This is a genomic window from Plantibacter sp. PA-3-X8 (assembly GCF_003856975.1).
GTDB lineage: Bacteria > Actinomycetota > Actinomycetes > Actinomycetales > Microbacteriaceae > Plantibacter > Plantibacter auratus.
On sequence record NZ_CP033107.1, the window covers coordinates 3,883,517 to 3,908,797 of the forward strand.

The 25,281-nt window shown below is 68.9% G+C and carries 21 protein-coding genes and 1 tRNA gene; 9 read left to right on the forward strand and 13 right to left on the reverse strand.

Features of this window, described 5'->3' with window-relative positions:
* Positions 1-65: 65 nt before the first annotated feature.
* On the reverse strand, positions 66-1,145 hold the full coding sequence (locus EAO79_RS18210; RefSeq protein ID WP_307783527.1) for a LacI family DNA-binding transcriptional regulator: 1,080 nt from the start codon (positions 1,143-1,145) through the stop codon (positions 66-68).
* A gap of 150 nt (positions 1,146-1,295) precedes the next feature.
* Between EAO79_RS18210 and EAO79_RS18215 the strand changes: the two genes are divergently transcribed.
* Genes EAO79_RS18215 through EAO79_RS18225 form a run of 3 tightly spaced genes read left to right on the forward strand, consistent with a single transcriptional unit; the run spans position 1,296 to position 4,610 of the window.
* A complete protein-coding gene (locus EAO79_RS18215; RefSeq protein WP_079003118.1) occupies positions 1,296-2,243 on the forward strand; it encodes a nucleoside hydrolase in 948 nt (315 codons plus the stop codon).
* Positions 2,240-3,676: an MFS transporter gene (locus tag EAO79_RS18220; RefSeq protein WP_371413655.1), complete on the forward strand. Its 1,437-nt coding sequence runs from the start codon at positions 2,240-2,242 to the stop codon at positions 3,674-3,676. Before EAO79_RS18215 ends, EAO79_RS18220 begins: the two co-directional genes overlap by 4 nt.
* A gap of 10 nt (positions 3,677-3,686) precedes the next feature.
* Entirely contained in the window at positions 3,687-4,610 is a 924-nt protein-coding gene (locus EAO79_RS18225) for a ribokinase (RefSeq protein WP_124769887.1), read from the forward strand.
* A gap of 43 nt (positions 4,611-4,653) precedes the next feature.
* On the opposite strand, the gene EAO79_RS18230 is transcribed toward EAO79_RS18225, so the two are convergent.
* Positions 4,654-5,451, reverse strand: coding sequence for a hypothetical protein (locus tag EAO79_RS18230; protein ID WP_124769888.1), 798 nt, complete (start codon positions 5,449-5,451; stop codon positions 4,654-4,656).
* Positions 5,448-6,092, reverse strand: a complete 645-nt coding sequence (locus EAO79_RS18235) for a SatD family protein (RefSeq protein ID WP_124769889.1) — start codon at positions 6,090-6,092, stop codon at positions 5,448-5,450. Before EAO79_RS18235 ends, EAO79_RS18230 begins: the two co-directional genes overlap by 4 nt.
* Positions 6,093-6,503: 411 nt before the next feature.
* On the opposite strand from EAO79_RS18235, the gene acs reads away from it, so the two are divergent.
* Both acs and EAO79_RS18245 read left to right on the forward strand, forming a co-directional pair.
* Complete coding sequence (acs, locus tag EAO79_RS18240) at positions 6,504-8,495, forward strand: acetate--CoA ligase (RefSeq protein WP_124769890.1); 1,992 nt, start codon at positions 6,504-6,506, stop codon at positions 8,493-8,495.
* Positions 8,496-8,665: 170 nt separating this feature from the next.
* Positions 8,666-9,496, forward strand: coding sequence for an endonuclease domain-containing protein (locus EAO79_RS18245; protein ID WP_164486979.1), 831 nt, complete (start codon positions 8,666-8,668; stop codon positions 9,494-9,496).
* Between the two features lie 83 nt (positions 9,497-9,579).
* Here EAO79_RS18245 and EAO79_RS18250 read toward each other — a convergent pair whose 3' ends face one another.
* A complete protein-coding gene (locus EAO79_RS18250) occupies positions 9,580-10,050 on the reverse strand; it encodes a RidA family protein (RefSeq protein WP_079706877.1) in 471 nt (156 codons plus the stop codon).
* A 23-nt stretch (positions 10,051-10,073) separates the two neighbouring features.
* Entirely contained in the window at positions 10,074-10,229 is a 156-nt protein-coding gene (locus tag EAO79_RS19135; RefSeq protein WP_162852301.1) for a hypothetical protein, read from the reverse strand.
* 108 nt (positions 10,230-10,337) lie between these two features.
* Here EAO79_RS19135 and EAO79_RS18255 point away from each other — a divergent pair, with 108 nt between their 5' ends.
* The 3 genes from EAO79_RS18255 to EAO79_RS18265 all read left to right on the forward strand — a co-directional run bounded on the left by EAO79_RS18255 (position 10,338) and on the right by EAO79_RS18265 (position 16,499).
* On the forward strand, positions 10,338-12,701 hold the full coding sequence (locus EAO79_RS18255; RefSeq protein ID WP_124769892.1) for a transglycosylase domain-containing protein: 2,364 nt from the start codon (positions 10,338-10,340) through the stop codon (positions 12,699-12,701).
* A 121-nt stretch (positions 12,702-12,822) separates the two neighbouring features.
* Positions 12,823-15,375 carry a transglycosylase domain-containing protein gene (locus EAO79_RS18260; protein ID WP_124769893.1) on the forward strand — a complete coding sequence of 851 codons (2,553 nt, stop codon included), beginning with the start codon at positions 12,823-12,825 and terminating at the stop codon, positions 15,373-15,375.
* 149 nt (positions 15,376-15,524) lie between these two features.
* Positions 15,525-16,499, forward strand: coding sequence for a metallophosphoesterase (locus tag EAO79_RS18265; RefSeq protein ID WP_241160930.1), 975 nt, complete (start codon positions 15,525-15,527; stop codon positions 16,497-16,499).
* Between the two features lie 320 nt (positions 16,500-16,819).
* Here EAO79_RS18265 and EAO79_RS18270 read toward each other — a convergent pair.
* The 4 genes from EAO79_RS18270 to EAO79_RS18285 form a co-directional block, all read right to left on the reverse strand.
* A tRNA-Pro gene (locus EAO79_RS18270) sits at positions 16,820-16,893 on the reverse strand.
* Positions 16,894-17,016: 123 nt separating this feature from the next.
* On the reverse strand, positions 17,017-17,556 hold the full coding sequence (locus EAO79_RS18275; RefSeq protein ID WP_124769894.1) for a hypothetical protein: 540 nt from the start codon (positions 17,554-17,556) through the stop codon (positions 17,017-17,019).
* Between the two features lie 308 nt (positions 17,557-17,864).
* On the reverse strand, positions 17,865-18,398 hold the full coding sequence (locus EAO79_RS18280; protein ID WP_124769895.1) for a hypothetical protein: 534 nt from the start codon (positions 18,396-18,398) through the stop codon (positions 17,865-17,867).
* A 123-nt stretch (positions 18,399-18,521) separates the two neighbouring features.
* Entirely contained in the window at positions 18,522-20,321 is a 1,800-nt protein-coding gene (locus EAO79_RS18285) for a DUF4012 domain-containing protein (RefSeq protein WP_124769896.1), read from the reverse strand.
* A gap of 179 nt (positions 20,322-20,500) precedes the next feature.
* On the opposite strand from EAO79_RS18285, the gene EAO79_RS18290 reads away from it, so the two are divergent.
* Complete coding sequence (locus tag EAO79_RS18290) at positions 20,501-20,938, forward strand: VanZ family protein (protein ID WP_124769897.1); 438 nt, start codon at positions 20,501-20,503, stop codon at positions 20,936-20,938.
* On the opposite strand, the gene EAO79_RS18295 is transcribed toward EAO79_RS18290, so the two are convergent.
* The 4 genes from EAO79_RS18295 to EAO79_RS18310 all read right to left on the reverse strand — a co-directional run bounded on the left by EAO79_RS18295 (position 20,914) and on the right by EAO79_RS18310 (position 25,253).
* Positions 20,914-22,224 carry a UDP-glucose/GDP-mannose dehydrogenase family protein gene (locus EAO79_RS18295; RefSeq protein WP_124769898.1) on the reverse strand — a complete coding sequence of 437 codons (1,311 nt, stop codon included), beginning with the start codon at positions 22,222-22,224 and terminating at the stop codon, positions 20,914-20,916. The two genes, EAO79_RS18290 and EAO79_RS18295, sit on opposite strands and share 25 nt — an antisense overlap.
* Positions 22,221-22,868 (reverse strand): thymidine kinase, encoded by a 648-nt coding sequence (locus EAO79_RS18300; protein WP_124769899.1) that lies wholly within the window; start codon positions 22,866-22,868, stop codon positions 22,221-22,223. The genes EAO79_RS18295 and EAO79_RS18300 overlap by 4 nt, the downstream gene beginning before the upstream one ends.
* Before the next feature lie 71 nt (positions 22,869-22,939).
* Complete coding sequence (locus EAO79_RS18305; RefSeq protein ID WP_086475067.1) at positions 22,940-24,406, reverse strand: malate:quinone oxidoreductase; 1,467 nt, start codon at positions 24,404-24,406, stop codon at positions 22,940-22,942.
* A gap of 115 nt (positions 24,407-24,521) precedes the next feature.
* Positions 24,522-25,253 (reverse strand): SGNH/GDSL hydrolase family protein, encoded by a 732-nt coding sequence (locus EAO79_RS18310; RefSeq protein ID WP_079706867.1) that lies wholly within the window; start codon positions 25,251-25,253, stop codon positions 24,522-24,524.
* Between the last annotated feature and the right edge of the window lie 28 nt (positions 25,254-25,281).

Below are 25,281 nucleotides of genomic sequence, written 5' to 3' on the forward strand. Positions count from 1 at the left end.
GGATCCCGCAACCTCACGCATCGGACCCCGGTTGTGGAGCGACGTCACGCGGACATCGACCCGTCTCAGCGGCCGATCGTCGAAGCGCGGATGACGAGGTCCGCACCGATCACCGGGGCGGGTGCCACCGTCCGGCCCTCGATCCGGGCGAGGAGTTGCTCGGCGCCTGCGCGACCGAGCGCCTCGCCGGGCAACCGCACACTCGTCAACGGCGGGTCGCTCACCACCGACGACGCCAGGTCGTCGAACCCGACCACCGCGAGCTCCCCCGGCACCGGCATGCCCATCGCCCGCGCCGACTGCAGCACCCCGTACGCGTGCGTGTCGGTTGCGCAGACCAGCGCGGTCACCCCGGCGTCGCGCCACCGCGGCCAGCTGTCGACGAACGCCGCGGCCGCCGCTTCGAGGTCGATGATGCTCTCCGCGCGATCGTCCGCATGCACCCGCATCCCGCGCACGGCGGCCTCACGCTCGAGCAGCAGTCGACGCAGGAGGAACGTGTCCGTCGCCGTCCGCCCACCGAGGTACCCGAGTTGACGGTGACCCAGGACGTGGAGGTGGTCGAGGAGCGCGCGAACACCGCCGAGGAGGTCGAAGTCGACGGAGACGGCACGTCGGTCGGCGGAGACGGCACCGGACGCGGCCTCCGCCGTGGTCGTCGGGAGGCGGGGTGCGTCGAGCAACACGAGCGCGGTGTCGAGCCGGAGCTCCTCCAGGAATGCCTCACTCGGCGCGTCGACCACGACCCCGGCCGGTCGGAGGGCCGCCAATCGGCCGAGCGCGGCCGCCGTGGGCACGTCGCCCTCCCCGGTCACCGAAACGAGCAGCTGGTACGCGTCGCCGAGGCCTGCCCTGAGCCCGCGGATCACCGCACCGAAGTAGGGGTTCGACGCATCCGGCGTCACGAAGACGACCAGGTTGCTCGAGCCGCTCGCGAGTGCCCGCGCGGCGTGGTCGGCGACGTAGCCGAGCTCGGCGATCGCCTGGCGCACCCGTTCGGCGTTCTGCGCCGACACATGCCCCGCATCCTTGCCGTTGGCGACGAGCGACACGGTCGCGACCGACGTCCCGGCCCGCTCCGCCACCATCGCCGCGGTGACCCGACGGGCGGCGCGTGGCTGGGGATCGTTCGGTTCGAGGGGCACCCGTCGATCGTATCGGCGCCGTGGAACCCTGAGCCGAACGACCCGGTTTGGCGAACCTAAAGCGCTTGACGTAGGCTGCTCCCGGCGGACCTGAAGCGCTTTACGTGCCGTGTCACCCGCTTCCCCAGCACCCCAACGATGTGGAGAACCATGCCCCGCAAGATCATCCTCGACTGCGACCCCGGCCACGACGACGCGATCGCGATCCTCCTGGCACACGGCAACCCCGAGATCGAGCTGCTCGCCGTCACGACCGTCGTCGGCAACCAGACGCTCCCGAAGGTCACCCGGAACGCCCTCGCCGTCGCCCGCATCGCAGGGATCACCGACGTGCCGTTCGCCGCCGGTGCCGACCGTCCGCTCGTACGTCCGCTCGAGAACGCGCCGGACATCCACGGCGAATCGGGCATGGACGGCCCCGTCCTCCCCGAACCCGCGATCGCCCTCGACGACCGCCACGCCATCGACCTCATCATCGACCTCGTCATGTCGCACGAGCCGGGCGAGATCACCCTCGTCCCGACCGGCGGCCTGACGAACATCGCCCTCGCGGCCCGCAAGGAGCCGCGCATCGTGGAGCGCGTCAAGGAGGTCGTCCTCATGGGCGGCGGCTACCACGTCGGCAACTGGTCGGCGGTGGCCGAGTTCAACATCAAGATCGACCCCGAGGCCGCGCACATCGTCTTCAACGAGAGCTGGCCCGTCGTCATGGTCGGCCTCGACCTCACACACCAGGCCCTCGCCACCCCGGAGGTCGTCGAGCGGATCGCCGCGATCGGCACCGGCCCGGCACGCTTCGTCGAGGAGCTGCTCGAGTTCTTCGGCACCACCTACAAGGACGCGCAGGGCTTCGACAGCCCGCCCGTGCACGACCCGTGCGCGGTCGCCTACGTGATCGACCCGACGATCGTGCGGACCGTCAAGGTGCCGATCGACATCGAACTCACGGGCACGCTCACCCTCGGCATGACGGTCGCCGACTTCCGCAGCCCGGCTCCGGACGACTGCAGCACCTGGGCCGCGACCGAGCTCGACCACGCACGCTTCTGGGGCCTCGTCACCGACGCCCTCGAGAACATCGGGGAGATCGAGCTGTGAGCGACCTCCTGAACACCACGAAGCCCGCCGTCCGCATCGGCGCCCTCATGACGGCGTTGCTCGCCGCCTGCGTCGCCTTCCAGTTGAACGCCAGCATGCTGAGCCCCGCGCTCGTCAGCATGGCGCGTGAGCTGCAGACCGACGACGCCACCATCGGCCTGTCGCAGACCATGTTCTTCACCACGGCGGCGCTGTTCTCCGTCTTCCTCCCCCGCCTCAGCGACATCATCGGCCGGAAGCGTGTCCTGACGGGCATGCTCGTCATCATGCTCGTCGGCACCGTCGTCGCGGCACTCGCCGTGAACGTCGAGATGCTGTTCGTCGGCCGCATCATCCAGGGCGTGTCCGGGCCGGTCGTGCCGATCACCCTGCTCATGCTGCGCGCCGAGGTCACCGACCCGAAGCGGTACGGCGCGATGATGGGCCTCATCACCGCGGTCAACGGCGGCATCGCCGGGATCGACGCCCTCGCCGGCGGCTGGCTCGTCACGAACCACGGCTTCCGTTCCGTCTTCTGGACCATGGCCGTCGTCGCAGCCGTCGCGATCGTGTTCGTCGTCCTGTGGGCCGCGAACTCGCAGCCGTCGAAGGGCACGAGGATGGACTGGTGGGGCGTGCTCCCGCTCGTCGTGTCGATCGCGGCACTGCTCACCGCGTTCAACGAGGCCGGCAAGCTCGCGGCGGCGAACTGGTTGCTCGTCGGCGGGTTCATCGTGGTGGCCCTCGTCGCGTTCGCGATCTTCTGGACCGTCGAGAACCGCGTCGCCGAACCACTGGTGGCCACGAAGTACCTCCGCCAGCGGAGCACCTGGGCGCTCCTGCTCACGACGCTGCTCACGATGACCGGTGTCTTCGCCGTCGCCAACGGCCTCGTCACCTCGATCGCCCAGAACGTCGACGCGGGCTTCAGCATGGAGGCCGACCTCGCCTCCCTCGCGTTCCTGACGCCGTACGCCCTCGTCGGCTGGCTCGTCGGCCCGTTCGCCGGTCGTCTCGCGCCAACGCTCGGCTACCTGAATGTGCTCCGCATCGGCCTCATCGGCAGCATCGTCTCGATCGTCATCATGGCGCTCGTCGGCGTGCACTCGCTCCCCGTCCTCATCGCGACGACCGTCCTCATCGGTGCGACCTACGCGGGCATCGGCAACATCATGCTCAACGGGCTGGGCATCGTCCTGTCGCCGAAGGAGAACCCGGGCTTCCTGCCCGGACTGAACGCGGGCGCCTTCAACCTGGGCGCAGGCCTCAGCTTCGTCGTCCTCCCCGCCGTGCAGATCGCCGTCGCACCCGCCGGAGGGACGTCGACGGCCGGGTACACGAGTGCCATGCTGGTCGGCGCGGGCATCACCGCTGTCGCCCTGCTGGTGTCGTTCCTCATCCCGAAGCCCGCGGGCGCCGAGGTCCGTCCGGCCGAGACCGCCTCGGCAGCCTAGGAAGGTCACCATGCAGAGTCCACGCATCGTCGTCGTCGGGTCCTTGAACGCGGACCTCGTCGTCCGCACGGCACGCTTCCCGCAGCCCGGGGAGACGCTCACGGGATCCGAACTCGCCGTCATCCCCGGCGGCAAGGGCGCCAACCAGGCCGTCGCCGCGGGCAGACTCGGCGGCGACGTCACCATGGTCGGCGCGGTCGGCGACGACGCGCACGGGTCCCTCCTGCTCGAGTCGCTCTCGAGCTCCGGGGTCGACGTCACCCGGATCGCCCGACGTGACGACGTCGCGACGGGCACCGCGGTCATCACCGTCGACGACGCCGGAGAGAACACGATCATCGTGTCGCCCGGGGCGAACGGCACCCTCACGCCGGATCGGATCGGCGAGGCGTGGACGGCGCTCGACGGTGCCGGCGTCGTCTGCCTGTGCCTCGAGGTGCCGATCGACACCGTGCTCGAGACGGCCCGGCGGGGCGCTGCGGCCGGCGCGCTCGTGCTCCTCAATCTCTCCCCCTACGGTCCGGTGCCGGAGGAGCTCCTCCAGGCGACCGGCGTCCTCCTCGTGAACGAGCACGAGGCGGCCGACCTCGCAGGGGTCGACCCGGAGGAGGCCGGGTGGGAGGCGACCGCCACGGCGCTGCGCAGCCACGGCATCCGACGAGCCGTCGTCACGACCGGGGCCGCAGGCAGTGTCGTGATCGACGGCGAGGCCGACCCGACGTCGGTTCCGTCGCCGACGGTGGACGCCGTCGACACCACCGGCTGCGGCGACGCGTTCATGGGCGCCCTCGCGCTGCGACTCGCTGCCGGAGACGAGCTCGTCGACGCGGCTCGATTCGCCTCGACCGTCGGCAGCTACGCGGCGACCGGGGCCGGCGCCCAGGCGTCGTACCCCGATCAGGAGCAGCTCGCAGCGTTCCTCGAGCAGCGATGAGGCACGGGGTCCCGCGTGAACCGACGCGGGACCCCGTGGCGCCTCACCCGGCCGCGATCACCCAGAGGTAGAGCACCGCACCAGCGGCGATCGCCCAGCTCGTGAAGCTGCCGACGAGGAACTCCTCCGCCTTGCCACCGACACCGCGATCCTCGGAGATCTCCGGGAAGCGCACGATGCCCTTGGCCGCGACGAGGGCGGCGATCACCATGCCGGTGCCACTCAGCGCGAGGACGACGATGAAGACCCGTTCGAGCGGGCCGATGAGTCGGCCACCGAGCAGCTGCGTCGTCGGACGCAGCGGCGTGCCGCCCTGCTCGACGCTCCCCAACTCTCGACCGCGGATCCTGACCGTCCAGGCGGAGGCGGGTGCCGCGGCCGGTTGCGGCTCATCGTCCTCACGCGCGCGGCGCAGCGACGCCCGCACGATGAGATTGCTGCTCCGGGTGAGGAAGACGAGGGTCGACCCGGCTGCGACGGCGAGGGCCAGGGGCACCTCCTGCAGCACGCCGAGGTCGAAGCCCGCGTAGACCTGCGCTGCGGCGCTGTCGGCCGTCCCGCCCGCCCCGAACACGAGCGTGGAGGCGACGACGAGGAGACCGAGCAGCAGCACGGGCCAGAGTCCGCGCGGTCGCGAGGTGTCCGAGGACGGCATGGTCACGAGCCACCCGAGGGCGATGAGGCCGGCCAGTGTCGGCCACCACCAGTCGAGCCCGAGGCCCAGCACGGCGAACAGCCAGACCACCACCAGCCCGATGGCCGGGGACCAGCGCGGGCCACGGATCAGACCACGACAGATGTCGGCGACCCCGATCATGAGCAGCAGGACGGCCGTGATCATCGAGTCGGTGCTCCGGCGAGCAGGTCGAGGGCCGAGACGAGCGCGGCACCGCCCGATCGTTGCAGGTTCTGCGACACCGCGGACTGTGAGATGCCGACATCGGCCGCCATCGACTCCTGCGATCGGCCGAGGAGCGCACCCGCGGCGAGCTGTCGCTGTCGAGGGTTCCGCATCTGATCGATCGTGTGGTCGCGCAGGGTGAGGAGTGCGTTCACGATGGCGTCTCCGTCCTGGGGCGATTCGCCCTCGAACCACGATCGCAGGTACGGCTGACGTTTGTCCTCCCGCCGATGCGCCTCGTCGATGGCGGCTCGGGCCCGCCACCAGGCGGAACCGTCCTGGATGAGCGCGTCCTGCCCGGCGTCGATGTCCGTGACCTCGCCCCAGCCGAGGCCGAACCGGCAGTCGACCTCCGCGGGGAACAGGAGTCGCGCGAGGGTGGTGGCCCGCAGTGCGGTCGCGACGTCCGCGTACACGACCTGGAACTCGTCGCCGACCGTGGGACGCAGCGGCTGCTCGGCGGGCCAGGTGGCCTCCACCTGGAGGAAGACGTCCTGGATCGCGCGCTGAGCACTGGTGCGATCGACGAGACGGCGGGAACCGACGATGTCGACGACGACGGCCAGGAGGAGATCGGTCATCTCAGAAGCATAGAGCTGATAGTGGCAGAACTATAAGCAATATTCGAATACTCCCCGGCGGCCCCCCGCAGCCGGCGCCGGAGACAGAAGAAGGCGGCACCCATTGGGGGGAATGGGTGCCGCCTCTACAGTGCCGGATTGGGGGGAATCGCTGGCACTGCATGCACGAATGTGTATTCGGCCGGGTCCAAGTGTACGCCAGTAGACGGGGAACACAAGCACTCAGACGACCCCAGATCGAGTGGTTTCCCTACCATGCCCAGATCATTCACAGACTGGGCCCGTGAATTTGTTCGGATGAGTGACAAATCCGCAACCGAGAACGCGCTACGCTCGTGCATGGCACGGACTCGACCCGCCTCGGCAGGTCGAGTCAGGAACGCGGATTCGCAAGGGAGCGAGACACACACGATGAGCACTCAGATCGACAGCCTGCTGCACGAAGACCGACGATTCCCACCGTCGGAGGAGTTCGCCGCGCAGGCGATCGCCAGCGCCGAGCTCTACGAGCGGGCGTCGAGTGACCGGCTCGCCTTCTGGGCCGAGCAGTCCCGCGAGCTGCTCACGTGGAGCAAGCCGTTCACGAAGACCCTCGACTGGTCGAACCCTCCCTTCGCGACCTGGTTCGACGACGGCGAGCTGAACGTCGCTTACAACTGCCTCGACCGGCACGTCGAGGCCGGCAACGGCGACCGTGTCGCCCTCCACTGGGAGGGCGAGCCCGGCGACACCCGCACGATCACCTACGCCGAGCTCACGGCCGAGGTCAAGCGCGCGGCCAACCTGTTCACCAGCCTCGGCGTCGAAGCCGGCGACCGGGTCGCCATCTACCTGCCGATGATCCCGGAGGCGATCGTCTCGATGCTCGCCGTCGCGCGCATCGGCGCGGTCCACTCGGTCGTCTTCGGCGGGTTCAGCGCCGACAGCCTGCGCTCCCGCATCGACGACGCGGAGGCCAAGCTCGTCATCACCGCCGACGGCGGCTACCGCAAGGGCAAGGTCTCCGCGCTGAAGCCCGCCGTCGACGCGGCGCTCGCGAGCCGCGGCGAGCTGCCCGAGCAGGCGACCGTGGACCACGTGCTCGTCGTCCGTCGCGGTGAGAACGAGGTCGACTGGACGACCGGACGCGACCTCTGGTGGCACGAGGCCATCGCCGACGCCGAACCCGAGCACGACGCGCAGCCGTTCCCCGCCGAGCAGCCGCTCTTCATCCTGTACACCTCCGGCACCACCGGGAAGCCGAAGGGCATCCTGCACACCTCGGGTGGCTACCTGACGCAGACGGCGTTCACCCACAAGAACGTCTTCGACCTGCACCCCGAGACCGACGTGTACTGGTGCACGGCCGACATCGGCTGGATCACCGGTCACAGCTACGTCACCTACGGACCCCTCGCGAACGGCGCGACGCAGGTGCTCTACGAGGGCACGCCAGACGCCCCACACCCGGGACGCTGGTGGGAGATCATCGAGAAGTACGGCGTGAGCATCTTCTACACGGCTCCGACGGCGATCCGCTCCTTCATGAAGCTCGGTCGCAAGATCCCGAAGCAGTTCGACCTGTCGTCGCTCCGCCTGCTCGGCTCGGTGGGTGAGCCCATCAACCCCGAGGCGTGGATGTGGTACCGCAAGATCATCGGCAACAAGGTGGCGCCGATCGTCGACACCTGGTGGCAGACGGAGACCGGGGCGATCATGGTGTCGGCCCTCCCCGGTGTGACGTCGACCAAGCCCGGTAGCGCGCAGGTCCCGATCCCGGGCATCGCCATCGATGTCGTCGACGACGCCGGTGACGCGGTCGGTGCCGGCGGCGGCGGACTCCTCGTCGTGACCGAGCCCTGGCCGTCGATGCTCCGCGGCATCTGGGGCGACCCCGAGCGGTTCAAGGAGACCTACTGGGAGAAGTTCTGGGACGTCGAGGGCGGCCCGTTCTACTTCGCCGGCGACGGCGCCCGACTCGACTCGGACCGCGACGTCTGGCTGCTCGGCCGCGTCGACGACGTCATGAACGTCTCCGGGCACCGACTCTCGACCGCTGAGATCGAGTCGGCGCTCGTCGCCAACGAGATGGTGGCCGAGTCCGCCGTGGTCGGTGCGGCCGACGAGACCACCGGGCAGGCGGTCGTCGCCTTCGTCATCATCAAGGAGTCCCACCTCGAGCAGGCATCCGGACTCGCGGACATCACCGGGGCACTCCGCAGCTGGGTCGGCGAACAGATCGGTCCGATCGCCCGCCCACGCGAGGTCTACCTCGTGAACGAACTGCCGAAGACGCGCTCGGGCAAGATCATGCGTCGTCTCCTGCGCGACGTGGCCGAGGGCCGCGAGGTGGGCGACACCACGACGCTCGCCGACACCACGGTCATGCAGATCATCACCGACAAGATGGTCAAGAGCACGTAAGTCCTCGCAGCGTCGCAGCAGGAGATCCGCTCCGCAGCAGGAGAACGTAGTCACGTTGGTCCTGCTGCGGGGCGGATCTCCTGTGCTCCACAGGGCAGACTCGCGGGCACCTCATCCCCAGCACTCCTGAGTGGGGCATGTGGCCGCCCCCGGCCCGCGAAGCTGAGGTGATGGACCTCACCCCGTGGATCGACCGGCGCGACGGGATCGTGCATCGTCTCGACGCGCTCGATGCCGGAGCGACCAAGCACGGTATCGAACAAGCAAAGCAATCAGGCTCGGTCCGAGTCGTGAGACGTAACTGGCTCGTGACCGAGGCGTGTGATCCTCAACTCCTCTTCGCGGCGACGCGCGGAGGACGATTGACGTGTCTGACGATCGCCGGTCGTCGCGGCTGGTGGAACCTGGCTGACGGGTTCGTCCACCTCTCCGTCCCTTCGACGTCTGCAGCGACGACTGAAGCAGGGCTGCGGCTCCATTGGAGCGCGACACCGGCGCCGGTGTCCACCCGCACACTGGTGCAGCCACCGGTGAATGCGCTCGTCCACATCGCCGAGTGCCAACCGTTCGAACGCGCGCTCGCGGTCTTCGAATCGGCTGTCCGCGTCGGCGACGCCGACCTCGACCGACTCAGACTCATACCGATCCGTTCCCGACGGTTCAGCAGAGTGATCGACCGCGTCAGCCACCTCTCCGACTCGGGCATCGAGTCGATACCGCGCATCCGTCTCGCGCGGATCGGCATCCACATGAGCCAGCAGGTCGTGGTCGACGGTCACCGGGTCGACGGACTCATCGGCGAACGCCTCATCCTGCAGTTCGATGGACACGCTCCTCATCAGGATGCGTCACAACGGAGCCGCGATCTCGCGCAGGATCGCCGTCTCGCGCTGTCCGGCCACACCGTCCTGCGGTTCAGTTACCGGCAGGTCATGCACGAGTGGACACTCGTCGAGCGCGAGATCTCAGACGCGATCGCGCAAGGCAGGCATGAGTGGTGAACGCAGGAGATCCGCTCCGCAGCAGGATGAACGTGGTTACGTTCTCCTGCTGCAGAGCGGATCTCCTGTTGTGACGCCGCGCGCTACGCGAACTCGACGATGAGCTCCACCTCGACGGGCGAGTCGAGCGGCAGGACGGCGACGCCGACGGCGGAGCGGGCGTGCACGCCGAGGTCGCCGAAGATCTCGCCGAGGACCTCTGACGCACCGTTGATGACGCCGGGCTGGCCGGTGAACGCCGGGTCGGAGGCGACGAAGCCGACGACCTTCACGATGCGGGTGACGCGGTCGAGCGAACCGATCTGGCTCTCCACCGCGGCGAGCGCGTTGAGGGCGCACGTCCGGGCGTAGGTCTTGGCGTCCGCAGGCGAGACGAGCCCGTCGCCCTCACCCACCTTGCCGGTGGCGGGGAGCTTGCCGTCGGTCATGGGCAGCTGGCCCGAGGTGAAGACGTGCTCGCCGGAGACCACCGCTGGGATGTAGGCGGCGACGGGCGGGACGACGGTGGGCAGGGTGATACCGAGCTCGGCGAGTCGGTCGGCGATCTGGGACATGGGGGTTCCTCCGGGACGTCGGGTCAGTCGGCGATGGGGCGCTTGAGGTAGGCGACGAGCCCACCCTCCGGACCGGTGACGACCTGGACGAGCTCCCAACCCTCCCCGCCCCAGTTGTTCAGGATGGCAGCCGTGTTGTGGATCATCAACGGCGTGGTGAGGTACTCCCAGCGGGTCATGTCTCTCCTCGATCGGGCGCTCCGCACGGAGAGGCGGAGGCGCAGGGGATGTTCATGGCGAGCCCCAAGTGAAGCTCGCTCACAGTTTCCCCGCTTACCTTCGATCCTATGCCTGAACCACGTACCCCCGCGAAGACGGTCGCGCAGAGCGTCCTCGGCTTCGTCGGCTTGAGCGTCGCCGCCGGTGTGCTCGCCACCGCCGCGGTCACCCCTGCCATCGCGATGACCGGTCTCGCCACCTCCACGGGCATCTCCGTCTTCGACGGCCTCCCCGACTACCTCCAGCTCGACTCGCTCGCCCAGAAGTCGAGCATCTACGCCAAGGACTCCGCCGGCAACCCGGTGCTCCTCGCCTCCTTCTACGACCAGAACCGGATCGAGGACAGCTGGGACCAGATCTCCCAGTTCGCGAAGGACGCCGCGGTCTCGGCCGAGGACCCCCGCTTCTTCGAGCACGGTGGCATCGACCTCGCGGGCACCGTCCGCGCGGTCGTCAACAACGCCGCCGGTGGATCGACGCAGGGTGGTTCGTCGATCACCCAGCAGTACGTGAAGAACGTCCTGGTACAGAAGGCCGAGGCGATCCCAGACAAGAAGGAGAGCGACGCGGCCTACGAGGAGGCGACCGCGACGACCCCGGAGCGCAAGCTCAAGGAGATGCGACTCGCGATCGGCCTCGAGAAGACGTACGGCAAGGAGGACATCCTCCGCGGGTACCTCAACATCTCCGGCTTCGGCGGACGCGTCTACGGGATCGAGGCGGCGTCCAACTACTACTTCAACACCACGGCGGCGAACCTCACGCTGGAGCAGGCGGCGACGCTGCTGGCGATCGTCAACAACCCCGAGAACCTCAGGATCGACAAGCCCGACAGCGCCGACAACGGCGCGGCCAACGGCTACGCCCTGACGAAGACGCGACGGGACTACGTCCTCGACCAGATGCTCAAGGAGCAGAAGATCTCCAAGGAGCAGCACGACACCGCCGTGGCGATCCCGATCACGCCGACGATCGTGCCTCCCGTCACCGGCTGTTCCGCGGCCGGGTCGTCCGCCTACTTCTGTGATTACGTGACGAACGTGCTGCAGAACAACGAGATCTTCGGCGCCACACAGGACGAACGGTGGACGAACTTCAAGCGCGGCGGGTACAGCGTCTTCACGACCCTCGACCTCGACCTCCAGAGCGCCTCGCAGGCGGCCATCGACGAATACGTCCCGAAGACGACCACTGAACTCGACCTCGGTGCCGTCTCGGTGAGCGTGCAGCCAGGGAGCGGGCGGATCCTCGCCATGGCCCAGAACAAGGACTACTCGCAGGATCCCGACGTCCTCGCGACGGGCTCCAACTACAGCGCCATCAACTACAACACCGATCAGGCGTACGGCGGCTCGGCCGGTTTCCAGCCCGGTTCGACGTACAAGATCTTCACGCTCACGGACTGGCTGAAGTCGGGCAAGGGCGTCAACGAGTCGATCAACGCGAACCGCAGATCCGACTGGGGCACCTTCACCAACAGTTGCGTCCCGGGTGGGACGGAGCAGGCGGAGGCCGGATGGAGTCCGCGGAACGACGAGGGCGAATCGGGGTCCTACACCGTGAGACGCGCCACGCAGCAGTCGATCAACACCGCGTTCATCGCGATGGCGCAGGAGCTCGACCTCTGCGACATCAGCAAGACCGCTGAGTCGATGGGCGTGCACCGTGCCGACGGCGCGCCCCTGAACAACTCCCCCGCGACCGTGCTCGGCACCAACGAGGTCGCTCCGCTGAGCATGGCGACGGCCTTCGCGACGCTCGCCGCCGGCGGCAAGACGTGCGACCCGATCGCGATCGACTCGATCACGAAGCCCGACGGTTCCACCGCCGAGGTCCCCTCGGCGAACTGCCGTCAATCCGTCGATGCGAAGGTGGCGGCCGCGGCCGACGACGTCCTCCAGGGCGTCGTCTCCAACGGCACCGCGTCCGCCTCGGGTGCCCGCACCGACGGCGTCGGTGAGCTGATCGGCAAGACCGGGACCACCGACGACGCCGAGGCGACCTGGATGAGCGGCGCGAGCACGACGGTCGCGACGGTCGTCGGCACCTTCAACGTCAGCGGACACGTCAACCTCCGCGACACCTACATCGGTGGCACCCAGGTGGCCTCCATGCGGCACTACATCTGGCCGGCGGTCATGTCGGCCGCGCTCGCCAAGTACCCGGGCGGTGACTTCCCCGAGGCGGATCGCGCCACGCTGCAGGGCGACGGTTCCGGCAGCAGCGGCGAGGACTCGACACCGACCCCGACGCCGACGGCCGACCCCACGCAGGCACCGAGCGAGGCGCCGACACCGGCTCCGGGTGACGGCGGGGACACCGATGGGACCGGCGAGGACGGCGGGCCTGCGGCGCCGGGGAACGGCAACGGGAACGGCGGCGGCGCCGGGAACGGGAACGGGAACGGGAACGGGAACGGCGCACCCGGATGATCGTCCGCGGCTGTCGGTCGAACGCAGACCGGCAGCCGCCCCGGGTCGCCCGGCGGCAACGATCGGGTTTCAACGCGTCGCTGAGCGGGCCTTTTTCAGGATTGTCGCTTAGCATCGATCCATGCCTCAACAACATCGCACGGCCACCGGTGTGCTCGGCGGCTTCCTCGGCTTTCTCGGGCTGAGCGTCGCAGCGGGTGTCCTCGTCACCGCCACGGTCACGCCGGCACTCGCCGTCACCGGGATCGCGACCAACAGCACGATCAACGTGTTCGACGGTCTGCCCGACTACCTGGCCCTCGACGAATTGGCGCAGAAGTCGAGCATCTACGCGACCGACAGCGCAGGCAACCCGCAGCTGCTCGCGTCCTTCTACCAGCAGAACCGCATCGAGGTCGGCTGGGACCAGATCAACCAGTTCGTCAAGGACGCGGCGATCTCGGCTGAGGACCCGCGCTTCTACGAGCACGGCGGTGTCGACCTCACCGGTACCATCCGTGCCGTCGCGATCAGCGCGACGGGACGCGACCTGCAGGGTGGTTCGTCGATCACCCAGCAGTACGTGAAGAACGTGCTCGTGCAGAAGGCCGAGGCCATCACCGACGAGGCCAAGATGAAGGCCGCGTACAAAGAGGCGACGAAGGCGACCCCGGAGCGCAAGCTCAAGGAGATGCGCATGGCCATCGGCCTCGAGAAGCGCTACGGCAAGCAGGACATCCTGCGCGGCTACCTCAACATCGCCGGATTCGGCGGTCGCACCTACGGCATCGAGGCCGCAGCCAACTACTACTTCGCGACGACTGCCGCCAACCTGAACCTCGAGCAGGCCGCCGCGCTGATGGCGATCGTGAACAACCCGGAGACGCTGCGCCTCGACCGGCCCGACAGCGAGACGAACGGCGCGGCCAACGGGTACGCCCTCACGCTCGAACGGCGGAACTACGTCCTCGATCAGATGATCAAGGAGGGCAAGATCACCGAGGAGCAGTACTTCTGGGCGTACCGCCAGCCGATCACGCCGACCATCAACCCGGCGAGCACGGGCTGCCAGACGGCCGTCAACGTCAGCCCGGGAGCCGGCTACTTCTGCGACTACGTCACCCGGGTGTTCCAGAACAACCCGATCTTCGGCGCCACGGAGGACGAACGCTGGGCCGCGTTCAACCGCGGTGGCTACAGCGTGTTCACGACGCTCGATCTCGACGTCCAGGGTGCCGCACAGGCGGCGATCGACGAGCTCATCCCGCGGGTGAGCGACCAGCTCGACATCGGCGCGGTGTCCGTCACCGTGCAGCCCGGAACGGGCCGCATCCTCGCGATGGCCCAGAACAAGGACTACTCGAACGACCCAGACGTCCTGGCCACCGGTGCGAACTACTCCGCGGTCAACTACAACACCGACGTCGATTACGGCGGGTCCACGGGCCTCCAACCCGGATCGACGTACAAGACCTTCACGCTCGCCGAATGGCTCAAAGAGGGGCACGGCCTGAACGAGGGCGTCGACGGCCGGAAACGGTCCCCGTGGGGCACGTTCAAGGACTCGTGCGCCGACGGCGGCACGGTCTACGCCGGCTCCGACTGGAACCCCGGCAACGACGAGGGCGGCAACGGTGGCCAGTACACCGCGCTCCAGTCGACGAAGCAGTCCATCAACACCGGCTTCATCGCGATGGCGAAGCAGCTCGACCTCTGCGGCATCCGTAAGACGGCCGAGTCGATGGGTGTCCATCGCGCCGACGGCGGTCCGCTGCTGCAGTCCCCGGCGACGGTCCTCGGCACCAACGAGGTCGCTCCGCTCAGCATGGCGACGGCCTTCGCGACCTTCGCTTCGGGCGGCATCACCTGCGACCCGATCGCGATCGACCGGGTCGTGAAGCCCGACGGCACCGAGATCCCCGTTCCGCCGGCGAACTGCCGGCAGGGCCTCGAAGCCAATGTCGCCGCTACGGCGAACGTCGCACTCCAGGCGACGTTCAACGGCGGCACGACGAGCTCGTCCCGCATCGGCGACGGCATCCCGCTCATCGGCAAGACGGGTACCACCGACAACAACGAGGCGACCTGGATGAGTGGCGCGAGCACGAAGGCGGCGACCGTCGTCGGTGTCTTCAACGCGACCGGCCACGTCAACCTGCGGCGCACCTACTTCGACGCCGGGCAGGCCGCGACGATCCGTCACAAGATCTGGCCGCGGGTCATGGCGACCGCCAACGCGAAGTTCGGCGGCGACGCATTCGGCGACCCCGACCCGTCGCTCATCAACGGCCAGTCGGTCCAGGTGCCCGACGTGGCCGGGAAGACCATCGAAGAGGCGCAGAAGCTGCTCGAGGACGCCGGCTTCGGTTTCGAGAACGGCGGCGCGGGCGACTCCGCCCTGCCGGCCGGCCAGGCGGCGAGCACCAACCCGTCCGGCACGGTGCCGAAGGGCTCCATCGTCACGGTCTACACGAGCAACGGGCTCCTGGGTGTCATCCCCGACGTCAGCGGAGCGGGCAACTTCGACGCGGCGAAGGCGGCCATCCAGGGCGCCGGGTTCACGAACGTGGGTCAGAAATGCGCGGTCGATCCCGCTGCCACGACACCGAAGGTGACCGGCGTCGATCCACCAGCCGGCACCGCAGCGCGCAAGGACGGCAAGGTGACGGTGACGGTCTCGAAGACCAGCTGTTAGCGTCCTGACCCGAGCACGGAGGGCCCGATCGGTATTCGATCGGGCCCTCCGTCGTCTGCGCCTGGCTCCCCTCCGGGCGTCTTCGGAGGGGCTACCGGTACGCTCGTGGGACGGTCGGCACCACTCGACGACCGAGGAGGAGACGATCGATGGCGGCATCTATGAGCACCGGCGGCAGACTCGGTACGGCGGCAGCCGTCGTGGCGGGCCTCGGGGCCCTCACCTTCGGATACGCGTCGATCGTCGAGCGCAACGCCTTCACGCTCCGCAGGGTGACCGCTCCCGTCCTCCCGCCCGACGCCGAGCCGATCACCGTCCTGCACCTGTCCGATCTCCACATGGCCCCCTGGCAGCGCCGCAAGCAGGCTTGGCTTCGGTCACTCGCCGATTTGCAGCCGGACGTCGTGATCAACACGGGCGACAACCTGGGGCACGAGCAGGGCATCGACGGGATCCGAGCTGCGCTCTCCGTGTTCGCCGGTGTGCCGGGGGCGTTCGTGCACGGCTCGAACGACTACTACGGGCCGAGTGCGAAGAACCCGTTCAAGTACTTCGTGCAGACGTCCTCGAAGCACGTCTCCCCGACGACGCTCGACACGGCTGCGCTCGAGCGGTTCTTCATGGACGAGCTCGGCTGGATGGACCTCAACAACGCGGTCGGTGAGATCTCGATCCGGGGCACCCGCCTCGACCTGTTCGGCGTCGACGACCCGCACAAGCACTTCGACCGGCTGGACACGCTGACGGCGCTCATCGACGAGCGACTGGACGCCGAGACGTTGGAGACCGACGACCCGTCGCTGGCCCACACGGTGACGGTCGGCGTGATGCACGCTCCGTATCGGCGGGGGCTCGACGCCCTCGTGACGCAGGGTGCGCAGTTCATCTTCGCGGGGCACACCCACGGTGGCCAGGTCTGTGTGCCGGGCTACGGCGCACTCGTGACGAACTGCGACATCCCCCGGCAGCAGGCGAAGGGGCTCAGCGTCTGGCGGCATGCCCTGCGCTCGGCGTATCTGAACGTGTCGGCGGGGATCGGGACCTCCATCTACGCGCCAGTGCGATTCGCCTGCCGGCCGGAAGCGTCGCTCGTGACCCTCCTCCCCCGCCGCACGGTGGTCTGACCGGGCCCGACTGCCCTTCGACAGGCTCAGGGACCGGGACTCCCCGGCCCGCGCACCCTCCGCCGGTGACTGAGCACCCTCCGCCGGTCACTGAGCACCCTCCGCCGGTCACTGAGCTTGTCGAAGTGCCGCCCCTCGACAGGCTCAGGGACCGGGACTCCCCGCCGGGAAACAGAGAAGCCCGGTCAGACGATCTCTTGTCTGACCGGGCTTGTACTGTCGGGGTAGCGGGATGTGCAACCCGCCAGCCCAGCGGACCGCCAACCCGGGGAACAGAGAAGCCCGGTCAGACGATTTCTCATCTGACCGGGCTTGTACTGTCGGGGTAGCGGGATTTGAACCCACGACCTCTTCGTCCCGAACGAAGCGCGCTACCAAACTGCGCCACACCCCGATGGCCCGAAGGCCTTGTCTAGGATAGCCGATTTTTCAGCGGCTGTTCGCCACTTCCTGGAATCGGTGGATCCCGGACCGGATCAGCCGGGCGCCGCCATCGCCGCCCGGCCGATCCGTGATCTCACGCCTGCTGGCGGCGACGCACGACCACGGTACCGAGCGCCGCAGCACCGACGGCGAGGAGCCCTCCGGCCACCCACGGGAGGGCGGTTCCGGCGAACCCGGTGTCGGCGAGGGCGTTGCCCCCGGCAGACGGGTCGGAGGCCGATGCAGCGGCCACAGCGGCGTCCGCGGGGTCCAGGACGGTGAAGTCGGACGAGTCGGTCACGGCACCCTGGGTCGCGGTCAGCGTGTAGGTGCCTGCGGGGTCAGCAGCCGTGTCGATGGAGACCTGGATGTCGCCGGTCTCGCCCGCGACGGTCGACAGCGTGCGAGCGGAGACACCGGCTGCGGAGGACTCGATGGTGATCGACACCGTCTGGTTCGCCGCCCAGAAGTCCGAGCACGAGTAGGAGACCGCCGCGCCGCGCGCGACGCTCGCCGGCGTGATCGAGTTGCAGCTGCCAGGACCGTAGCTGTCGCCCTCGAGCGCGTTGGCTGCGGTGGGCAGCGCGACGACGGCGAGGAGGACGAGTGCGGCGGCGGAGAGAGTTCGTTTCATATGCGGGCCCCTTGGTGTGCGGATGGCGCATGCGCTGCGTGATGCGACATGCGGACAGGGCCTGGAGCCGAGCGCTGATCACTCGTGGCCTCCATGGCCGTCATCATGCTAGGGCAGCCGCCATCTCGCCAGGGCTGGAAAACCGCGGAATTCCGCGGATGTGACCACCTTTGGGGGTACGACCTGTCCGCCTGACGCCAAGCCGGGCGAGGACCGTGCCACGCCGAAGCCCACGAGGGTGAGATGCCCTCCGGTCAGGCCGTGGTCCGAGCGGACGACCGCTCGGACCACGGATCCCGGCTGACGGATCAGGCCGTCTTGCGGCGACGGATCGCCATCGCACCGATGACGCCGGCACCCACGACGAGGAGGCCTCCGCCGATCCACGGCAGGGCTCCACCGTCGAAGCCGGTCGAGGCGAACTCGCGCTCCGAGACCTGGAACGAGGCGCTCTCGGTGGTCGCGCCCTGGGTCGCCGTGACCATGCAGGTGCCGGAGGCGGTCCTGCTGGTCTCGATCGTCACCGCGAACGCACGGGCGGCGTCGGTGTTGAACGTGCCGGACGTCGGCACGGCGCTCTGCTCGGTCGCGCCGGCGGTGTTGGGCTTCGCAGCGGGAATGCTGCAGCCGGGCCCGGCGACGGTGACCGTCACCGGCGTGCCGGGATCGAAGGTGCCGTCGCAGCGGAAGACGGTCGACTCCCCCTGGGTCACCGACACCGGTGTGAGGGTCGCACAACCGGCAGGGCCGTAGGTGGACGAGTCGGTCGCTGCACTCGCGGCGGTCGGGGCCGCGAAGACTGCCAGGAGGCAGAGCGATGCTAGGGCAAGGGTGCGCTTCATGTTGATATCCCCAAGGAACGTCGAATACCCCCTGCGTCCGCCGATTTCGGGTGGGCGTCCGCGCGAGGTCCCCCAGGGTCACGAATTCGGGTGCGTGGCTTCCTGCGGTGTTGTCATGCTATGTCAGGAGCCGCACCGAGGGAAGGCTGAAATGGTCGTTTTGCCCGTGATTCCGGGGGTTGTGACCAGGTTTGGGGGTACGTCGGAGGCCTTCGGAGCGAGCACCGTGAAGACGAGTTCCGTTGTCGCCCCCGGAGTGAGGGTCACGTCGGTCTGGGCGTAGAGACGACCGTTCGGGTCGGTCACGGCCTTGACCGGCAGGTCCTCGCCGTCGCTCGCACCGAGCAGGGTTGCGCCCAGCGGACCGTGGATCACGACGCGCGTCGCGATGTCTCCCGCGGGGGTGCCGAAACGCCCGCCCGCGGTCACGTAGTCCGGCAGGGAGGTCGCGGCATCCGCCGGCGCAGTGGACGTCAGGGTGACGGCGACGACGTATTCGGCGCCGTGCTTCGTGCACCGGGCGTCGCGGATGTCGACGTTCGTCTCCAGGTAGTAGTCCATCTTCGCGCGGGTCAGGTCCTCGAGGTAGACCCCGGAGTAGACCGCCGCGTCGTCGGTCGTCGGCGGGATCCCGGCGAGGCTCGTCTGGGCGATCAACGCCTGTTCGGCGGGGACCGCACTCCAGACGTGAAGACGGTTCTCCGCGCCGGACTCGGACAGGGCCTGGACGAGCGCGGCGGGGTCGGGCGAGCGGGAGATCATCCCCTCGAACACCGCACCCGAGACCGCGGCGAAGAACGCGTCCTGCACGAGCCGGTCCGGGAACCGGGCGTAGACGTCGCTCAACAGCGTCTTCGCCGCGTTGTCGGCGGTGAGCTCGGTGCCGTCCGGGAGGGCCACAGGCCCGGTCGCCTCCAGCAGGTGCGCGAGGACGTAGGGATCGACGGCGACCACGGTGTCGATGGGCACGCCGAACACCTGGGTCCCCATGGCTGCGGCGAGTTCCCCGGTGCGACTGAAGTCGACCGTGAGGTTGGTGTCCTGGATGTACCGGCCGAGGTTGTCGGTGTAGACGTTCTGCTCGAACGGGGTGAGCGGCAGCACGGGGGCCGGGAAGCCGGAGAAGTCGTCGCTCCCCCGGGTACCGACGAAGGAGATGACGCCGTTCTCCGCGTGGATGAGGGCCACCGCCCCGGCGATGCCGCCACTCGAGCGCAACTCCGCGTTGTTCTGGATCATCACCATGATGTTCCGAGGCCCGGCCCCGCCCGCCATGTCCGGCAGGAGCGCCGTGGCCCGCGCGGCCGTGTCGAGCATTGTGGACGCACCGGTGATCGTCCGGGTGAGCTTCTCGACGGCGTCGGCGACCACCGGCAGCGCACCGTCCGTGCCGATCGTGTCCACACGCCCGGCGATGGCGTCAGCCGCTACAGCCGCCTCGGCCACGGTCGGCGCGACGGCGCGGAGCGGCTCCGTCGCGATCGAGCCGTCCCCGGGGAGCAGGGACGACAGGTTGACGTGATCCGCGATCTCGACGACCTTCGGCACGACATCGACCGCGACGTCATCGGTCGCAGCGGCAGCCTGTCGCACCGCGGAGAAGTTCACGCCGAGGAACGGGACCGCCTCGGCCGCCCGCCAGATGGGATCACTCGTCAGCGACACCGCCTCGCCGGTGTGCTCCGTGAGGGCACGCTGCGTTGCCTCGGTGCCGCTCGCGTCACCCTTGAGTACGGCCGACTGGAGCGACTTCGCCTCCGACTGGGCGGCTTCGAGCGCGTTCTTCGCCAGGGACGCCCGGACGCCGACCCAGGCTCCGAGCGCGAGGACGACGAGGAGGACGGCGAGTGCGATCCACCACAGACGAGAACGCCGATGGCCGGGCAGGCGGATGCCGGCCGTCGCCGGGCGTGGGTCAGCCAAGAGTGCTCCTTGTTCGGGTAGGCACAGCCTAACCGCCGGATGACGGCCTCCGAGGGTCGGTGCACGCCCCCTTTCAGGGGTGGACGGCGCATGCGGCGACCGGGCTCCCGGCCACTCATGGCCTACGATTGCGGGATGCCGTCAGCACGCTCGTCGACCGATCTGGAGCCGCACCGCAGATGACCCGCACGCCGCGCATCGTGATCGGGATCCTGCTGCTGCTCTGCCTGTGCGTCATGCTCGGCATCGCGTTCTGGCCCACGCCCGTCGACGCCGACGGCCGCACGACACTGCTCGCGATCCTCGACCGATTACAGGCCGCGGGCGCGCCGGACTGGTTCGACTACCGCTTCGTCGAATCGGCCGCGAACGTCGTGCTGTTCATCCCACTCGGCGCCCTGCTCGCCCTGGAGCTGCCCCTGCGGCTCTGGTGGATCGCACCGCTGACGACGACCCTGTTCTCGGTCGCGATCGAACTCGGACAGACCCTGCTCCCCGAGCGCGTCGCGACGATCGCCGACGTCTACGCCAATGCAGCCGGAGGGCTGCTCGGCGCGACGATCGTGCTCGTCGTCCGGCTACTCGTCGCCGGTCACGGGCGACCGAGACCGACGTAACGCCACCCGGCGCCCCGCCAGGCGTCCACGTCGAGGCAGTTGCGTCCGTCCACGATCGTCTTGCCCGCGGTCAACTCGGCGACGGCCGAGGGGTCCAGGGCACGGAACGCCTTCCACTCGGTCACGACGACGACGATGTCCGCGTCCGTCACAGCCTGCTCGGCCGAGTCTGCGAACGTCAGCTGCGGGTGGAGTCGACGCGCGTTGGGGACCGCTTCCGGATCGAAGGCGAGCACCTCCGCACCCAGGCCGTTGAGCCCGACGGCGACGTCGAGGGCCGGCGAGTCGCGGACGTCGTCGCTGTCGGGCTTGAAGGCGAGCCCGAGCACCGCGACCCGCTTCCGGTAGGCGCTCCCGCCGAGCTCCTCGACGACGAGGTCGATGACGCGCTGACGGCGACGCAGGTTGATCGCGTCGACCTCCTTGAGGAACGCCACCGACTCGCCACGACCGAGCTCCTCGGCACGAGCGGTGAAGGCCCGGATGTCCTTCGGCAGGCATCCGCCGCCGAACCCGACACCGGCGTTGAGGAAGCGGCGGCCGATCCGGGCGTCGTAGCCGATCGCGTCGGCGAGCTCCGTGACGTCGGCGTCCGTGACCTCGGCGATCTCCGCCATCGCGTTGATGAAGGAGATCTTCGTGGCGAGGAACGCGTTCGCCGCGACCTTCACGAGCTCCGCGGTCGAGTAGCCGGTGGCGACGAGCGGCGTGCCGGTCGAGAGCGCCTGGGCGTAGACCTCGTCGAAGGCGGCTCGCGCGACGGCGGCGTCCTCGGGAGCCGGCGGCAGCCCGTACACGAGTCGGTCGGGCGCGATGGTGTCCTGCACGGCGAAGCCTTCCCGCAGGAACTCCGGGTTCCAGGCGAGCACGGCGCCGGTGGGGGCGACGAGTTCCGCAAGGCGCGCAGCGGTGCCGACGGGGACGGTCGACTTCCCGACGACGACGTCACCAGCCGACAGGTACGGCAGGAGGGCCGTCACCGCAGCGTCCACGTAGCGCAGGTCGGCCGCGTTGGAGCCGGCCTTCTGCGGCGTACCGACTGCGACGAAGTGCATGGTCGCCCCGGCCGCGTCGGCCATGTCCGTGCTGAAGCGCAGGCGGCCCGACTCGACGCCGGCCAGCAGCAGCTCCGGCAGACCGGGCTCGAAGATCGGCGAGCGTCCTGCGGCGAGCGCCTCGATCTTGGCCGGGTCGACGTCGATACCGACGACCTCGTGCCCGATCGACGCCATGGCGGCCGCGTGCACGGCCCCGAGGTAGCCGCAGCCGATGACGGAGAGCTTCATGCGTGTGATCCTTCGCTGATGGGACGAACGGTGGGTGTGCTGGACAGTCGACCGCCGGACTCCTGCAGGTAGCAGACGCCGCAGAGCGATTCGTAGGTGACGGTGGTGCCGTCGATGGCGACCTGGTCGCCGTCGAACACGAAGGTGTCGCCGAACCGGCGGCCGTTGAAGATCGCCTTCCGACCGCACCGGCAGATCGTCTTGAGTTCTTCGAGGCTGTGGGCGACTTCGAGGAGACGCCGGCTCCCGGGGAACGCGACGGTCTGGAAGTCGGTCCGGATGCCGTAGGCGAGCACCGGGATGCCCTCGAGCAACGCGATGCGCAGGAGGTCGTCGACCTGCTCCCCGTGGAGGAACTGGGCCTCGTCGACGAGCAGACAGCTGACGTCCTCTCCGGTCTCCTGCGCGACGCGGCGACGGTGCTCCGCGAACACTCGGACGGCGTCGTCGTCAGGACCGAGCAGGAAGTCGGCGTCGCGGGTCACACCGAGGCGACTGACGATGGCGGCGTCGCCCTTCGTGTCGAGGGACGGCTTGGCGAGGAGGACGCGGTGGCCGCGCTCCTCGTAGTTGAACGCCGCCTGGAGCAAGGCGGTGCTCTTGCCGGAGTTCATCGCCCCGTATCGGAAGTACAGTTTCGCCACCAGGCAAGCTTAGGGTCCCAAGCTTCACCTGTCGCATCCGAGGACGGACCGGGCGAGCGCCCGTGGGGCGGCTACAGCGAGATGTCGAGGGCCTCGGCGGTGCTCTCGAGGACCTTCGCGGCCGTCGCGGGGACGTCGTTCAGCGTCGAACCGTAGGTCGGGATCATCTCGCGGAGCCTCGGCTCCCACGCGGTCATCCGGTCGGGGAAGCACTTGCGCAGGACGTCGAGCATGATCGGTACGGCCGTCGACGCGCCGGGAGAAGCGCCGAGCAGTCCCGCGATCGTGCCGTCCGCACCCGTGATGACCTCGGTGCCGAACTGCAGGACGCCGCCCTTGGCCTTGTCCTTCTTCATCACCTGGGCGCGCTGCCCGGCCTCGATGAGGTACCAGTCCTCGTCCTTCGCCGTCGGCAGGAACTCGCGGAGGCTGTCCATCTTCTGCTTCCGGGACTGCAGGAGCTGCCCGATGAGGTACGTGATGAGGCTCGGGTTGTCCTTCGCGACCGCCAGCATCGGGAGGAGGTTGTGCGGGCGCACCTGGGTGACGAGGTCGAGCATCGATCCGCGCTTGAGGAACTTCGGGCTGAACGTCGCGTACGGGCCGAAGAGGAGGCTCGCCTGACCGTCGACGACGCGGGTGTCGAGGTGCGGGACCGACATCGGCGGGGCACCGACCGAGGCCTGGCTGTAGACCTTGGCCTGGTGCTTCGAGACCACCGCGGGGTTGTCGGTGCGGAGGAACTGCCCGCCGATGGGGAAGACGCCGTAGCCCTTGATCTCGGGGATGCCGGACTTCTGCAACAGCTTGAGCGCCCATCCGCCGGCGCCGACGAAGACGAAGCGGGCGTTGATCTCCATCGGTGAACGACCGAGGGTCTGGCGGCCACGGATGCGCCATGTGCCGTCCTTCAGCCGCTTGAGCGACCGGACCTCGTGGTTGGTGCGGACGTGCGTGTTCGGTGCTGCACCGAAGAGCTTGTGCGTGAGCGAACCGAAGTCGACGTCGGTGCCCGCGGTGATCCGGGTGGCGGCGATGCGTTCGCCGACGGCACGACGGTTGATGAGGAGCGGAGCCCACTCGGCGATGACGGCCGGGTCCTCCGAGAACTCGATGCCGGCGAAGAGCGGCTGATCCTTCAGCGCCTCGTAGCGCTTCCGCAGGTATTCGACGTCCTTCTCACCGCGCACGAAGGTCATGTGCGGGGTCGGGTTGATGAAGGTGTCGGGTGCGCCGAGCAGGCCCTCCTCGACGAGGTGAGACCAGAACTGGCGGCTGAGCTGGAACTGCTCGTTGATGCCGATGGCCTTCGCTGGGTCGACCTGGCCGTGGGCGTCCTGCGGCATGTAGTTGAGCTCGCACAGCGCGGCATGGCCCGTCCCGGCGTTGTTCCACGGGTTGGAGCTCTCGAGTGCGACGTCGCTCAGGCGCTCGTACACCTCGACCTTCCAGTCAGGCTGCACCTGGTGGATGAGGGCGGCGAGCGTGGCGCTCATGATGCCACCACCAATGAGGGCTACGTCGATGGTTTCGGTCACCAGAGCAGTCTAGTCGCGGCGAGGCCCGAGCTCTCCACCCGCGTGCTGTCGCTGATCGCGTGCCGTGAGATCGCTCGATGTCGAGACACTTCGGGCCGCCTGCGGGGACGCGGACTCAGCGTCCGGGGAGCGCGGGGGTGAGGGCGTCGAGCTCCTCGAGCATGCGCTGAGCGAGGTGCGCGTACCCGGCGTCGCTCGGGTGGAGGCCGTCGGCTGAGATCCACGTCGCCGGGTCGTCGTCCAGCCAGTGCGACGCACCGGAGATGTAGTCGGCCCCGATGGTGTCGGCGGCGTCGTGGACCCATCCGATGATCTGTTCGACGGACGCCGGTCGCTCGGCGGTGTACCACCAGGGCTCCACCACGATGATGCGGGTGCCGGGCAGCCCGTCGCGCAGCCGCTGGAACTCCGGCAGGATCGCTTCCTGGATCGCCTGCTCGTTGCCGGTCCACTCGAAGTTGTCGTTGATGCCGAGCGCGACGATGAGGACCTCGGGGTGCTGGGCGATGACGTCGGCCGTGACATCACCGACCTTGTCGCGCTTGCGGACGAAGCCGAGACCCGGGTAGCCGGCGTTGTACTCTGTCCAGCCTTCAGCCTTCGCGACGAGCGAAGACCAGCGCGCGGCGGGCGACGACGCTGCCGAGCCCTTCGTGTACGAGTCGCCGTAGAACGCGACGAGCGGTCCGACGGCGACCTCGGAGCCGGAGGTGTCGGCGCGGGCGACCGTCGTCTGCTGGACGTCGGCACGCAGACCGCTCACGGTGATCACCGCGGTGACGGCGATGGCCGCCGCGATGAACGCGGCCAACCAGCGTCGGCGCAGGCGTGGTCGCTGGCGGGCCATATCGTCGTCCCCGATCGGGTGGAGGGAG